Source organism: Thermovirga sp. (assembly GCF_017656375.1).
GTDB lineage: Bacteria > Synergistota > Synergistia > Synergistales > Thermovirgaceae > Thermovirga.
Genome location: NZ_JACDOB010000016.1, coordinates 20,266 through 34,026, shown reverse-complemented (window position 1 = coordinate 34,026; position 13,761 = coordinate 20,266). Strand labels below are relative to the sequence as shown.

14 protein-coding genes are annotated in these 13,761 nt (G+C 46.6%); 3 read left to right on the top strand and 11 right to left on the bottom strand.

The window, feature by feature from the left end; all coding sequences use genetic code 11:
• From H0Z23_RS06130 to rsmG, 10 genes are all read right to left on the bottom strand, one after another.
• The coding region (locus H0Z23_RS06130; protein WP_296868262.1) for an NAD-dependent deacylase at nt 1–596 on the bottom strand (596 nt) is incomplete at its 3' end.
• A gap of 33 nt (nt 597–629) precedes the next feature.
• Entirely contained in the window at nt 630–1,523 is an 894-nt protein-coding gene (yedA, locus tag H0Z23_RS06125; RefSeq protein WP_296868260.1) for a drug/metabolite exporter YedA, read from the bottom strand.
• 139 nt (nt 1,524–1,662) lie between these two features.
• A complete protein-coding gene (locus tag H0Z23_RS06120) occupies nt 1,663–2,259 on the bottom strand; it encodes a biotin transporter BioY (protein WP_296868259.1) in 597 nt (198 codons plus the stop codon).
• A 115-nt stretch (nt 2,260–2,374) separates the two neighbouring features.
• The gene (locus tag H0Z23_RS06115) at nt 2,375–3,889 is read right to left on the bottom strand and encodes a phosphoenolpyruvate carboxykinase (protein ID WP_296868257.1); all 1,515 of its coding nucleotides are present in this window, start codon (nt 3,887–3,889) and stop codon (nt 2,375–2,377) included.
• Between the two features lie 25 nt (nt 3,890–3,914).
• On the bottom strand, nt 3,915–4,541 hold the full coding sequence (locus H0Z23_RS06110; protein ID WP_296868256.1) for a YigZ family protein: 627 nt from the start codon (nt 4,539–4,541) through the stop codon (nt 3,915–3,917).
• Nucleotides 4,531–5,025, bottom strand: a complete 495-nt coding sequence (locus H0Z23_RS06105) for an HIT domain-containing protein (RefSeq protein ID WP_296868254.1) — start codon at nt 5,023–5,025, stop codon at nt 4,531–4,533. The genes H0Z23_RS06110 and H0Z23_RS06105 overlap by 11 nt, the downstream gene beginning before the upstream one ends.
• A 35-nt stretch (nt 5,026–5,060) precedes the next feature.
• The gene (locus tag H0Z23_RS06100) at nt 5,061–5,282 is read right to left on the bottom strand and encodes a hypothetical protein (protein ID WP_296868253.1); all 222 of its coding nucleotides are present in this window, start codon (nt 5,280–5,282) and stop codon (nt 5,061–5,063) included.
• A 33-nt stretch (nt 5,283–5,315) separates the two neighbouring features.
• Entirely contained in the window at nt 5,316–6,203 is an 888-nt protein-coding gene (locus H0Z23_RS06095) for a ParB/RepB/Spo0J family partition protein (protein WP_296868252.1), read from the bottom strand.
• Nucleotides 6,182–6,952 carry an AAA family ATPase gene (locus tag H0Z23_RS06090; protein WP_296868251.1) on the bottom strand — a complete coding sequence of 257 codons (771 nt, stop codon included), beginning with the start codon at nt 6,950–6,952 and terminating at the stop codon, nt 6,182–6,184. The genes H0Z23_RS06095 and H0Z23_RS06090 overlap by 22 nt, the downstream gene beginning before the upstream one ends.
• Nucleotides 6,949–7,662 (bottom strand): 16S rRNA (guanine(527)-N(7))-methyltransferase RsmG, encoded by a 714-nt coding sequence (gene rsmG / locus H0Z23_RS06085; RefSeq protein ID WP_296868250.1) that lies wholly within the window; start codon nt 7,660–7,662, stop codon nt 6,949–6,951. The genes H0Z23_RS06090 and rsmG overlap by 4 nt, the downstream gene beginning before the upstream one ends.
• 108 nt (nt 7,663–7,770) lie before the next feature.
• On the opposite strand from rsmG, the gene H0Z23_RS06080 reads away from it, so the two are divergent.
• From H0Z23_RS06080 to H0Z23_RS06070, 3 genes are all read left to right on the top strand, one after another.
• On the top strand, nt 7,771–8,211 hold the full coding sequence (locus tag H0Z23_RS06080) for a PPC domain-containing DNA-binding protein (RefSeq protein ID WP_296868249.1): 441 nt from the start codon (nt 7,771–7,773) through the stop codon (nt 8,209–8,211).
• On the top strand, nt 8,211–8,996 hold the full coding sequence (locus H0Z23_RS06075; RefSeq protein ID WP_296868248.1) for a thermonuclease family protein: 786 nt from the start codon (nt 8,211–8,213) through the stop codon (nt 8,994–8,996). Before H0Z23_RS06080 ends, H0Z23_RS06075 begins: the two co-directional genes overlap by 1 nt.
• Nucleotides 8,997–9,350: 354 nt before the next feature.
• Complete coding sequence (locus H0Z23_RS06070) at nt 9,351–12,731, top strand: AsmA-like C-terminal domain-containing protein (RefSeq protein ID WP_296868247.1); 3,381 nt, start codon at nt 9,351–9,353, stop codon at nt 12,729–12,731.
• 10 nt (nt 12,732–12,741) lie between these two features.
• Here the strand turns inward: H0Z23_RS06070 and H0Z23_RS06065 are convergent, their stop codons facing one another.
• Nucleotides 12,742–13,713: a threonine/serine dehydratase gene (locus H0Z23_RS06065; protein WP_296868246.1), complete on the bottom strand. Its 972-nt coding sequence runs from the start codon at nt 13,711–13,713 to the stop codon at nt 12,742–12,744.
• Nucleotides 13,714–13,761 lie beyond the last annotated feature (48 nt).

Below are 13,761 nucleotides of genomic sequence, written 5' to 3'. Positions count from 1 at the left end.
AGGGAAGGGAACCAATTGGCCGGAGACACCCTCAACGAGGAACCCAATACCAAAAAACACCCACACGAAAGAGACAGTTCCTCGGCCTTTTCGAGGGCTAGATTGGGCAAGCTCTCACCGAAGAGAACCACATCTGGCCTTAGCTTCCCTCCACACTCCGGGCAATCCGCCCTTTCTAAAAATAAACTACTTTCATACCTTTTCCTGCACTTTGCGCAGCGCACCTTCCTCAGTGTTCCGTGGAGCTCCCAAACGTTCTTGCTTCCTGCCTCCTGATGAAAGCCATCCACATTTTGGGTAATAATGCCCTTTAAATATCCTTTTTTCTCCCATTCAGCCAGGCTAAAATGCCCCTCATTTGGCCTGGCTTCCAGCAATGCCTTTATTCTCCAGCGATAAAACTCGCAAAACTCCTGGTAGTTGTTCTCAAAGGCCCCAATGGAGGCCAAAAGGGCTGGATCCCTATCCTTCCACAAGCCATCTTTGCCTCTAAAATCTGGCAGGCCTGACGCCGTACTCATGCCCGCCCCAGTGAAGACCACCACCTCTTTTGCTTTTAAAAAAGAAGCTATTTTCTTTGCCGCCTGCTCTAGCATGCTCCTCACTCCCTAACTTGAACCAATCTTCTGTTAGTCTTCTTTTGCCTTGGCCCTAAATACAAGGGCCACACCCAAAAGGATAACGGCCATGGCCAAAAGCCCTACCAATGAAAACTTTTCCCCTGCTAGTGCTATTCCCAGGGCTGTAGCCACTATAGGGTTAACCAGAGCATAACTAGTAGCTATAGCTGGCCTTGTTGTTCTGAGAAGATGCCGGTACAAAGAAAAACCTACCACCGAACCAAGAACAACAAGATGAAATATTCCACAAGCAGCCTTGACCGTGATGGGCTCCATTTTCTCGCCCACGAAGAAGGAAATGGCAGCCAACATTGCCCCCCCAATTATCATCTGAACTGCCGTTACCATCTCCCCGGAAGGCCACTCCATCTTCCTACTGAGGGCCGAACCGAACCCCCAGGAAGCAGCCGCAGACAAAACATAAACAACTCCCAGGAGATTGCCCCTTATTCCCTTCTCCATGTTGAGCAATGCGACTCCGATTACACCTATAAACAAACCCAAAACTTCCAACCTGCTCGGCTTGCCCTCCCATATGCTTGCAAACACTACTGTCCACAAGGGAACTGTGGCTATCAGTGTCGCCGCAAGCCCAGAAGCTACCCACTGTTGTCCCACGGTAAGCCATCCCGCACCACCCACAAACAAAAATACCCCTGCAATCAGAGAATTAACCCACTCCCGCAAAGTTGGCATTTTCTTGCCCCTAACCTTCAGTAGGACACATAAAATAGCTCCTCCAAACAAAAAGCGCACGGCGTTCAACTGGTAAGGAGGAAAACTCTCCAGCGAAAACTTATTAGCCAAAAAAAGAGATCCCCAAACAGCATAAAGGGAAACGAGACAAAGTGCTGTCTCCGCTTCCCTTCCTTTGCTAGCTTTTAGCTTCCCTAAAAGCTCCATGCAAGGCCCTCCACTTCTTTTTTTCTGTAATGTATTTTTGTAATGTATCTTCAGGCCTATTCTACTACGACCATGGAGAGCAATTGATATTAAGATATTTGGTCAATATAAGTCAATCTTTTCTTACTCTTCTGCCTTTTCACATCAGATTTTTAAGACGTGGTGCAATTTTTGCTCCTAAGGCTGCTACACCCAAAGCCTTAAGGGAGTCCGTGATTACAAATGGGAAAAAGCCTATTTTCAATACCTTCCAAAGGGAGACAGTCTTTCCTGCAACAAAATTCAAGTTCAGGTAAAGGCCCATAAGGCCAAACAGGTAAATAGCTGCTGTTCCTGCAATACAAGCTAGCAAGACGTTTTTAAACGTAAAGGCTTTAAGCCGCTCTAACACAAATCCTGACATAAAGGCTCCCCCTATGAAGCCCAGGAGGAAACCAAACGTAGGGCTAAACACTACCTGCACTCCCCCTACTCCGCCCGCAAAAACTGGAAGGCCTAAAAACCCTATAACAACGTACAACACCTGTGATAAAGCCCCTACCCTGGCACCCAGAAGCACACCAGCAAGCAGAACAAACATGGTCTGAAGAGTAAAAGGCACTACCGGCGTAGGTATCCTTATGTAAGCCCCCACAGCAGTTAGAACGGCAAACATAGCAGCAAGAACCATGGTTTTGACAGAAAAGCGCATGACAAAAACCTCCTTGTCAACCTTATTTAAAATATGGGTGACCATTTGAGTGACATTATACTCTTTTTCTCCTCCTTTACAAGCTCAAAAAAGTAAGGAGGCGGAACTTTCTCGCCTCCTTACTTTAACTGCTTTCATGCTAAATCAACTGTAGGTCCAGCTACACAGCGCTTATTATCTCCTGGGCAAGCCCTTTGAACCTCATTAGATAATCCCTTCTTTCCTTCCTCAGGGCTCCCATGATTTGAGCATATTCTTCCCTAGAGTAGTGGTTATAAGGATTGTATTGCTCTGCGTTAGGAATATCCAAAGCCTCCGGGATTTCGCACCCCAAAATGTCGTCGTATTTCCAGTTCACTTTTTCGGATAGAGCTCCTATTATGGCCTTAAAGGTAACCTCAGGCGTCATGTTTGCCCCATCCCTCCCTCCAATTCTGCCAGTGTTGACTATGTAACATTTTATATGGGGATTATCTCGCAAGATCCTTAAGAGCCTGTTCCCGTTAATGTGGGGATTGTCTATTATGAAGGGGTCAAAGCCTACCACTCTCTTAGCCTGCCCTACCCTGGAAGGATCTTCTGCACTTGTAATGGTAGACTCTCCAAGCATATAAAAAGCTGCTGCCTGCTCTGGAGACATTAGCCTGCAAATGGGAGGGGTGTCGTACCTTCTCATGTTGAACAAAATTGCATCCACCCTGTCCAGGTCAATAATGTCCGACGTATTGGGTATCTTAGCTCTTGCCACGACAGCCCTTCCGTTAGTCGTAAGAGTATGATTGTTAAAATTCACGTTGCCATCATCATCCACCCAGCAGTTCTCTATAATGGCCGAAGAATGGCTCGCTGCAGCAAGTATTTCGGGTTGCTTCATCACATTGTCCGTCTTTACGTAAAAATTCTGCTCGGTTCCAAGAGCTTTCCCGCTAGGCAAAAGGAGGTTTATGTCATCCTGCAGCACCTCTACCCCTTCAGGAGGAGTAAGGCCATGATCCGAGGTGGTTATGGTAGTCTTCCCCGTCCCAGAAAGGCCAAAAACTAATACCCCCTTCTCCTCCAAACCTCTAGGCGTATTGACTTTTACTATTTTGCTTCCTGCATGCAACCCAATGCCCCCAAGCTCTTCGCGCGCTATATGCATTGCCATTCTCAAAGTGGCCATCTTTGCCTCTCCGTAGTAGTCGCTCCCTAAAATAAACGTGACCCTATACTGAGGAAATACCAGTATCTTCCGTTGATGCCATTCAGGAACCACAACAGTGACTATATCTGCGGAGTCCTGATCCGCCTCCGTCGCGAAATTTGCAGCATACATGTGAGCTATTCTCGCATATCGCCTGGTCACGTACATGTTGGCTATCATGGGGCTTTTGTCGTGGGCACCTATTCGGGCAGTCACCCTTATCATCTGCTGCCACCTAAGATAGTCCCATACCTGCTTCAACAGGGAAAGGGATTCCTCATCTATAGAATAAATAACCTCCGTAAAGGCTGCACTGCGGCTTCTTATCCTGGTAACATAAATCGCAGACCCCTGATTGTTAGGCACAGACTCAAAGGAAGCAATAGCCGCCAACTCCTGGTCGGACAGGTCTCTCAAAAGGCTCCTGCAGGGAGGATGTCTCAAAGATGTCACAAATGGTTGAAATTCATCATAAACGTGCAATATAATCACCTTCTTGACTTGGATTTATTTTAATTCAACTCTCCCATGCCCAGGAGATTATCAGTCCTCTAGCCTCATAACCCTTGAACAGTTCCTCTGCCTGAGCTACGTAACTTTTTGCCACTGGGAAACGCAGCGTTACATTTGCCTCATAGGTGGCATCTATTAGGTTTTCGTGAACATCCATATCTTTGAGTTGTGCGATAAAGTTTCTCGTGTGCTCATATCCCAGCACAACTTTGGCATTCAAACTTACCCTTCTCGCTACCTTGCCTGCCTCTTCTAAGGCCATAGCCGCACCTTTTCCATAGGCCTCTATGAGGCCCCTCACTCCCAATTTAATACCTCCAAAATATCTTGTGACTACGACTATGGCATTGGTAACCCCTGCATGTTGAATAGCACCAAGAATGGGCTTTCCTGCTGTGCCTGAAGGCTCTCCAGCGTCCGAATAATACTCTACAACCCTCTCCGATCCTACCCTGTAAGCCCAACAGTTATGAGTAGCGTCACTATATTTTTTGCTTATCTCCCTCACAAAAGCCCTGGCTTCCTCTTCATTTCTTGCGACACACACATGACCAATGAAAAGGGAACGCTTTTCTTTAAATTCCACAGAGGCGCTTCTTGCTGGCTCCCAATATATGTCCTTATTCTCCATCTGCTTTGTCCCAGGCCTCTTTCAGCTTAACCCACGTCTCTTCCAGGGCCTCAGGGAGCACTCTAACCTGGGCTGTAACGGGCATAAAGTTAGTATCCCCTGCCCACCTGGGGACTATATGAAGGTGAACGTGGCCAGCAAAACCTGCCCCTGCTATCTCCCCTATGTTGACACCTAAATTGAACCCCTGAGGGGACATAACATTCTTTAGGACCCTTATGCATTTGGCTGCCATCTTATGCATCTCCAAAAGCTCCTCATCCTGCAGCTTTTCGTAATCCCCTACATGCCTATAGGGTGCCACCATAAGATGACCAGGGTTATAAGGAAAGGCATTCATGATGACGAAAACCTTTTTCCCTCGCGCTAGAATAAGCCTCTTTTTATCATCGTTCTCCGCCGGGAATAGACAAAATATGCAGCCTGCTTCCTTTTTGGCGTTCTTGATGTATGCCATCCTCCAGGGTGCAAAAAGATGCTCCATAAAACCACCTCTTTTTAGCCATCCAGAATGGCTTTTTATTTTTTCTTCCATGTCTGTTTCACAAAGATCCACGCCTGCCAGGAACCCACTAGGGCCCCAAAAACAGAAAAGGCAGGCACAATCCAATCAGGCCAACCACCTGCCTGCAATTTCCTGCCTATGAAAAGCCCTAAAATCAAAAAACCACAAAGCACCAGGGCTGCCGAAATAACCTTGCCAAAAGCTAAAAAATCCTCGAGGCTCCTTTTATAAGCCATTACATAACCCTCACAGACGACGTATAAACGCCTTTATTCTTCCGGGAAAAGCTCCTCTCCTTTTGCCTCAAGCAAGTCAAACAGCTTCAGAGCCACTTGAGGGCTAAGCCCATCCAGGGTAACCTGAAGCTTGTCCTGTCTGCCTTTCAGCTTAACCTTTATCCCGAACCTCTCGGCAAAGCGCTTTGCCGACTCCGGAACCTCCATGACCCTTATCGATTTCTTTCTGGAAGTTCCTGAAGCCAAGGTCCTTCTCACAGCATCTTCAAGTTCCCTTACGGAAAGGCCTTTCTCAGCCGCAAGGCGAGCCAGCCTTAAGCAATCCTCTTCTTTTTTTAAGGAAAGTAGGGCTCTTGCGTGCCCTTCCGTTATCTTACCGCCTCCCAAGTATTCCAAAACCTGCTGTGGCAGGTTCAAAAGCCTCAACTTGTTAGTGACAGCTACCCTGCTCCATCCAAGCTTTTTGGCCGCCTGTTCCTGAGTAAGGGAAAACTTATTTATAAGCTCCTGAACACCCAAAGCAGCCTCTATAGGAGAAAGATCCTCCCTCTGAAGGTTTTCTACCAGAGATATCTCCATGACGGACAGGTCATCTGCAGCTACGACCTTGACAGGAACCGTCTTAAGCCCCGCAATTTTCGCAGCCCTCCAACGCCTTTCGCCTGCTACTATCTCGTACTTGCCATCTGAATGCCTCACCAAAATAGGCTGTATGACCCCACACTCCTTTATGGAGGCCGCCAGGGACTTCAGCGAAGCATTATCAAAGGACTTCCTAGGCTGAAGAGGGCTTGGATGAAGTTCATCTACAGAAATATCCACCAATCCGTCGCAAGCCTTATCTTGTTTTTTTTCTTCCAGCTGGGAACTATCAGAAAAAATAGCTTCCAATCCTCGCCCTAAGGCCTTTTTCCGAGCCATCGCTCTATTACCTCCTCCGCCAGACTACTGAAAGCCTTGGCTCCACTGCTGGAAGGATCATAATACCCTATAGGCTTTCCGTAGCTCGGCGCCTCAGAAAGGCGAATATTCCTAGGTATTATGGTCTCGAAAATAATGTCATTGAACCGTCTTTTAACCTCGTCTGCCACCTCTTTTGCAAGGTTAGTTCTGGCGTCAAACATGGTCAAAACCAATCCTCCCACGTCCAAGCCTTCGTTAAGATAGCGCCTCACCAAAGTTACCGTGCGCATAAGCTGGCTTAGTCCCTCCAGTGCATAATATTCACACTGAAGGGGCACAAGGATAGTATCTGCTGCCACAAGGGCATTCACCGTCAGAAGCCCCAAGGAAGGTGGGCAATCTATAAAAACTATATCGAAATCCTTAAAGGCTCCACGATGTCTTGCCAACCTGGTCTCCCGGCTTATAACCCCTGCGAGCTCCACTTCAGCAGCTGCAAGATCCAGCGTCGCAGGTAAAGCCCATACGCCTTCCCACTGGGTAGGAATTATTACATCCTTAGGTTTTGCCTTGTCCAGCACCAGGTGATAAATATTCTTTTTCACTGCCTTGCCATCTATTCCCAAACCACTCGTGCTGTTCCCCTGAGGGTCAATATCTATAACCAGCACTTTCTTCCCTTTGCGACCTAACTCAGCGGCAAGGTTTACACAGCAGGTAGTTTTCCCAACCCCGCCTTTTTGATTAGCAACAGCAACAGCCTTCAACGAACACACCTCCACCAGTGCAGTTTCTGCGCACGTCCAGGTTTTCTAGGAAATGTTGGAGGACAATGTTCCTCCTTTTTCCACACCACTAAAAACAATTTCTTTTCGCCGAGCCTATAAGAATATATCTCTGGTTTTGAAAGGCCTAAATGATGCCACGTCTCGCCTATTTCTTCAAGTTCAGCAGCTACCTTAGGCCCCTTAAAACAAAGAAGGCGCCCCCCCTTCATCACTAGAGGAGACATATATTCAGCACAAACGCCAAGGTGTCCCACTGCACGGGTGGCCGCGGCAGAGAACTTCTCGCGGTTTTCCGCCGCAAAGGCCTCAGATCTGTCGCATACCACGAAAGCATTCTCCAGTCCCAAGTTTCTTATTATTTCCCCTATTGCGCCACACTTTTTACGCACACTGTCAAGGAGATATACCTTGAGGTGGGGACGACATATAGCCCAAAGTATCCCAGGCAAGCCCCCACCTGTTCCAACGTCCACTACACTGCCTATCTCAGGAATAAGAGGTAAGGAAAAGCCACAATCCAGTATATGCTCCTCCCATAATTTAGAAGGGTCTCTTTCCCCTGTGAGTCTTGAAGTAGAATTCATAGCTGATAAAACTTCAGCATAAGCTTTAAGGGCTTTTTTGTTTTTTTCGATTTCCTCCATGATGTCATCCATGGAGATTTCTGCTTTAATTTCTATGATTTTCACCCCTTATATCCCTTTTTGAAGAATTTACTCATATAATAACACTCACAAGGAAGCTTTTGCACCTCTGAGCAATATAAAAACTGCTGCAAAGAAAGGAGGAAGAACCGAATGGGCAACACAATCGTAAGGTCAGGCAACATAATTTCTCTAAGGCTGGAGGACGGAACAGACCTATTGCCAGAACTCAAGCACATACTGGAAAAAGAGAACATAAAGGGCGCAGTGATACTATCTGCCATAGGCATGCTCAGGAATTTCACCATAGGATGGCTAGGGCCAGAAGGATACGTGAAAAAGGAATATCACGACCCACATGAGCTCTTAAGCATAAGCGGAACGATAAACATCATGGAGGATGGAGGAGTTTTTATCCACCCCCATGCGGCACTTTCCGGCCAAGATCACAAAACCGTAGGGGGACACCTTTTCCACGGAGAAGTCCATAACACCCTGGAGGCTGTTCTTCTGGTTCCCGAGGGAGTAACCTATCATAGAAAGGCCCTTGAAGAAGGAGGATACAAAAAATTCTGTCCCCAAAAAGATCAATAATGCGAGACATACCAGCGCTTTTTCTTGCAGTTTTACTGATAGCACACCTGCTCATAGGGCTTCCTGCGGAAGCTTCTCTGCAGGAAGCCTTTGTTACCAATGTATACGATGGTGATACAGTAAGGGTTACTATCCCTGACGGAACCATCAGAAAAGTAAGATATCTGGGAATAGACACTCCTGAGCTACATCACCCCCAAAGGCACGAAGAGGAATTCGGCAAGATAGCAGCGGCCTTTAACGCCGAGCTAGTCCTTAAAAAACGCGTATTCCTTGAGCTGGACGTGCAACCCCGCGACAAATACGGAAGGACCCTTGCCTGGGTATGGCTCAAAAAGGGGGAAAGGTTCCTTTTGGTAAACGAAATAATAACAAGAAACGGCCTTGCAATGCCTTTCACCCTGGCTCCCAACGTGAAATATACAGACCGCATAATAAAAGCCTTCCGACTAGCCCGCAAGGGAAAAAGGGGCTTTTGGGGTAGGGCCTTCCAGAGAGTTTTCACATCAGAGCAAGCATGGAGCCAACTTCCCACACTATCCGGAAAATTCATAACGCTAAAACTTACAATCCAGGACATAAAGCAATCATCCACAAGACTATCCCTGATTGACCTTAAGGGACACATGAGGCTTGTGATATATAAAGACGATCTTCCCAGGTTCTCTCACTTGAAATTCAAAAAAGGCCTCAAGATAAAAGCAGCAGGCAAGCTGAGAGTAAGCTATTTTGGCGGAGAAATGAAACTGGCAGACCCAATCCAAATCTTGGACGTTGAGCTATGATACAACAACACTTTTCCATAAGCTTTTCACATCTACCTGACAGCTTGTCCACTGAAATATCCACAAATCCACAAACCTTTCCACGTTTGTTTCCACTTATCCACACACATGAGGTAATGTTTCACGTGAAACATTTTCGTGTTATATGTTTCACGTGAAACATCGGCATGTCCTATCTGTGCGTTAGGTAGTATAATTATTCTGAGGTCTTAGCTCTAACTAGGTAATTACCCCGATACTCTTTGGTCTCTTTTCTGAAACAATAATGGCAGTGTGAATCTTCCCTTTTGATTCGACTCTACAGTCAAAAATATTCCTGGCTATTAGGCCAGTTTTGTGAGGAGATAGATGGAAATGAAAAAATATGTGAAAACCCTTTTTGTAGCGCTTTCTATAGCCTTTATAGGATTTGGGGGTGGGGTTTTATTCCTTTCCCAGAAAAACGTGGCGGTAGATTACGCCAAAGCCAGCGCTCAGCGCCTGGCAAAAGAGCATTTGGGCGCGGACTTAACATTAAAACAAATATCCGGCAACCCTATTCGTGGATATACTGTACTGGGTATCTCTCTGGATAGGGGAGGGGGCACCTTGGCTAGGGCTCAAAGTTTGGTAGTTAGGCTTGCCCCATTGCCACTCCTCTTTGGTGAGGCAAAAATAAGGAGCATCTCGGTAAATGGCGGGGATTTTTTCGCAGATGATCTCTTGTCTCTGCTTCGAAAACAAACTCCTGCTGTTTCCGAGACTTTACCCGAAGGGAGCATTTCCTTTACTAAGAGTACAGTTCACATAAAGGACTCTTCCTTTTTTCTGGATTCTTTAAAGGTGGCTTCCAGAGAACACGCTTTTACATTCCGCGGAAAAGTTGCCTACAGAGGGGTTGTCGCTCAGCTTGATGGTGAAGCGTCCTATCAGAAGGGTGTATTCTCTTTCGAGAAATTTAAAACTACCATAGGCAGCAGTTCAATTGAGGTTTTTGGAGCTATCTTCCCGAAAGTAACCTGTAAGGGAAGGTTGTCCGATGTAGACCTTTCCGTTCTTTCAGCTTTATGGCCAGATCTCAAGGATAAGGGCTTCAGTGGAAAATTTTCCGCCACTTTTGAAGCTGAGGGACCGTGGCAAGAGATAGGCATCAGAGGGAGCCTTAGCATGGATAAGGGGAAAATTTGGGGTATACCTATAGAGGGGCTTAGGTCCGATTGGTGGAGTAGAGGAAAGAAGCTGTGGTTTGAAAATATTTCTGGTTTGGCCAACAGCTCAAAGGTATCTGGAAAGATAGGAATGCTCTTCAGCACTCTACCTCCTGAGCTTTATTTCGACCTGAATGTCCTGGATGCAGATCTCGGATTATGGCAAAAAAACTTTTCCTGGCTGAGTTTTGTAAAAGGAGATATTAAAAAGGCGCATCTCGGGTTTTCCATAAAAAGAGGTAAAATCCTAGGACCTGTAAAGCTAGAAGCTGCATCTGTGACCATAGCGCAACAACCGATAGAAAAACTTACAGCCCACCTGGAATTCAAAGGCAACGATACTTCCTTAGTGTCTCTTTCTGGCAAATGGCTCAACTCTCCGGTAGCAGGCTCAGGAATAATCCGGACAGGGAAGAGGCCTTCCTTTGACTTCACCCTTTCGGGGAAAGCCATAGCCTTGAACAAAGCTTGGAAGATTATTCCTATAGGCGGCATGAAGCTTGAAGGCCTGGCAGGAGGGACTGTGCGCATAAAAGGAACGCCAGGAAAGGTATCTTCAGAGGGCAAGCTCTGGTCTAACAAGATAAGGGTTATGGGGCAATTAATAGAGAAACCTTCCGTTGAATTTACATATAACAATAGCGTATTGAGTATAAAGAGCCTCTCAGCTAAGTGGGCTGGCCTGCCTATAAAAGGTTCCGGGGAAGCTCTAGATCTTGGGACTGGGAAACCTTCGTTAAACTTCAGAGGAACAGCAAAAAAAGTTTCCTTAGCGCATATATTCAAAACTCTTAATGTTGCCACTTTAGCTGGCCTTGAGGGGGAGGTCTCTACATCGTGGAAACTAACAGGAAACGTAAATAATCCGACCCTAACTTTAAGTTTCTCGTCAGATGCGATAAAGGGACCATATAACATAACTCTTTCGGATACTACCTTGTGGGGTTCAATTCCTCTTTCGTCCATAAGTAAAGCCCCTTCGAAGATAGATATATCCTTCAAAGCTCAAAGAGGCAGCCTGGACAAGGTTAAAACAGGTGAAATAACGGGCAAAGCCACATATTCCCCAGGAGAAATCAAATTCGAGGATGTTTCACTCAAGCTATGGGACAGCCAAATAGGGGCCACAGGAAGAGTTGTTATGCCCAAAGAACCCAAGGGAAAACCACAACTGGAGTTTGAAGGCACAGCGCAAAAGATCAACCTAGCTGAAATGGGCAATGTTTTTGATATCCCCCTTTCGGGCACGTTAAATGCAGCATTTCGCATAACTGGGGCCATCTCTTCCCCAGAGGTTACGGCAGATTTCTCCTGCGATGACCTGGTGATTAGATCCTATTCTTTCGGCGAAGCAGAAGGCAGCATCTCCATAAGTGATGGGGTAGCGAAGATACTACAAAGCAGTGCCCAGATAGGGGAGGGTACCATATCTGTGAAAGGCTCTTTCCCCATAGTGAAGGGGAAAGAAAAAGACATATCGTTGTCCATAAATGGAGAAAACCTGGACCTCTCCCTTTTCACCAAAGAGCTGAGAAAAGCTCGCTCCATGAACCTCAAAGGGCTTGTGAATGTGAGCATGGAAGCGTCTAGAAGCGGTGGAGAGTGGACCGGGGAAGGGGAAATGTCTTCCAATGAAATAAATATTTTCAATTTGGCCGTACGAGATTTCTATGCGCCACTTTCCTTCTCTGGAAAGTTTTTGAAAGCCTATAAGGCTAAAGGAACCTTCTACGGAGGAAGCTTAACAGCCGATGGGCTTTTCAACTTAATGACCGGTAAATGGTCCGCCATGATCGCTACGTCCAACACCGATATAGAGGGCGTTGTGAGAGATAGCTTGAAACTCAAGGGGAAAATCACCGGCAAAGGAGACCTCAACCTGAACCTGGAAGGCTCTTTCACCAAGCCCATGCCTATAAAAGGAAACGGGCGATTATCTGCGAAAAATGGAGAAATAGCGGGTTTTAAAGCTGTAAAAGCCGTAGCTGCCGCTCACGGGATGTCATCCATACGCTATAACACTGTTAATACCCATTTTAATATTCTTGGCAACACGATCACCTTGATGCCTGGAAGCCGCATGACAGCCTATCCCCAAGACCCCTTATATCGATACATTACAGCTGATGGCAGTATTGGGCCAGGTTCGAGCATAGACTTAAACTGCAGCGGCAACATAAACATTCAAACCCTTAATGCCCTCGTGGGAGCAATACAGGGGATAATGGGCTCAGATATTCAAAACCCCCAGGAATTCCTTTCTGGGCTTTTAGGAGGCCTGGTGGGAGGGCTATCGAAGCAGGACTTCAGGGATGTAACCTTCCATGTCTCCGGATCGTGGGAAAAGCCCGTAATTTCAGGGATAAAGGTCTACGAACCTGTTAAGAGCCAGCCAATACCTGAAGATAATACGGACCCGTCAGTGGAAGATGACCAAACCAAGGTCAACATAAATCTTCCCACCAATGGGTCCGATGAGAGCGTTGGGGATCAGTTAAAACAGCAAATCCTGGAACAAATATTTAAACAATCTGTACCCAACGATTAAGTACATAAAACTAGTATTTTCTCAATATTTCCTCTAATGTCAGGTGGTCGATGTTGCCACCTGATATTATTATGCCTGTTTTCCGACCCCAGCCAGAGATCTTGCCGGAAAGAAGGGCAGCTACACCTACAGCTCCTGCGCCTTCGACTACCTGGTGGTGTTCCCTAAAAAGCCATGCAATAGCTTTTGCTATTTCCTCTTCCGACACTGCTATGAAGCCTTTTACTCTTATTCTAGACAGGTCCAGGAGGCTTTGGGGAATGCCACCTGTAAGGCCGTCAGCCAGGGAATCCTTATATTCCACCTCGACAACCCTTCCAATTGGCCAGGATGCTACATAAGGTTGAGAAGAAACTGACTGAACTCCCCAGATTTCAACATCAGGCCGAAGGGTCTTGGCTGCCAAGGCTACCCCGGAGATGAGGCCACCGCCGCCTGCAGGGACTATGATGGTATCTATTTCAGGCTCATCCATCATCATTTCCAGCCCTGCAGTGCCTGCTCCGCAAATTATGTATGGATCCTCAAAAGAGGAAATGTAAGTCATCCCCTTTTCCTTCTCCAAACTATGGGCCTTTGCTTCCGCGTCGTCATAGAAATGGCCTGCCACCACAAGCTCCACCCACTGGCCACCGTACCTTTTTATGGCTTTTTTCTTTGTCTCGGGACAAACCCCTGGAACACATATAGTGGCCTTTACTTTAAGCATGGAGGCTGCTATGGCTATACCCTGGGCATGATTCCCACTTGAAGCGGTGACAACGCCTCTTTTCTTCTCCTCTTCGGTCAAGCTGAACATCTTGTTCAAGGCACCTCTCATCTTGAAGGAGCCCGTAAGCTGCTGGTTTTCCCATTTCAGGTAAACCTCGCCTCCGACTATTTCCGATAGTGGCAGAGATTGCTCCGTTGGTGTGTGCCTCACCTTTCCTTTAAGGAACCTTGCCGCAAGAAGCAGATCCTTCATGGATGGATTAATAAACATCCCAATACCTCCTCATATAAAGCTTTTTTTGATAATATAACCCCACTA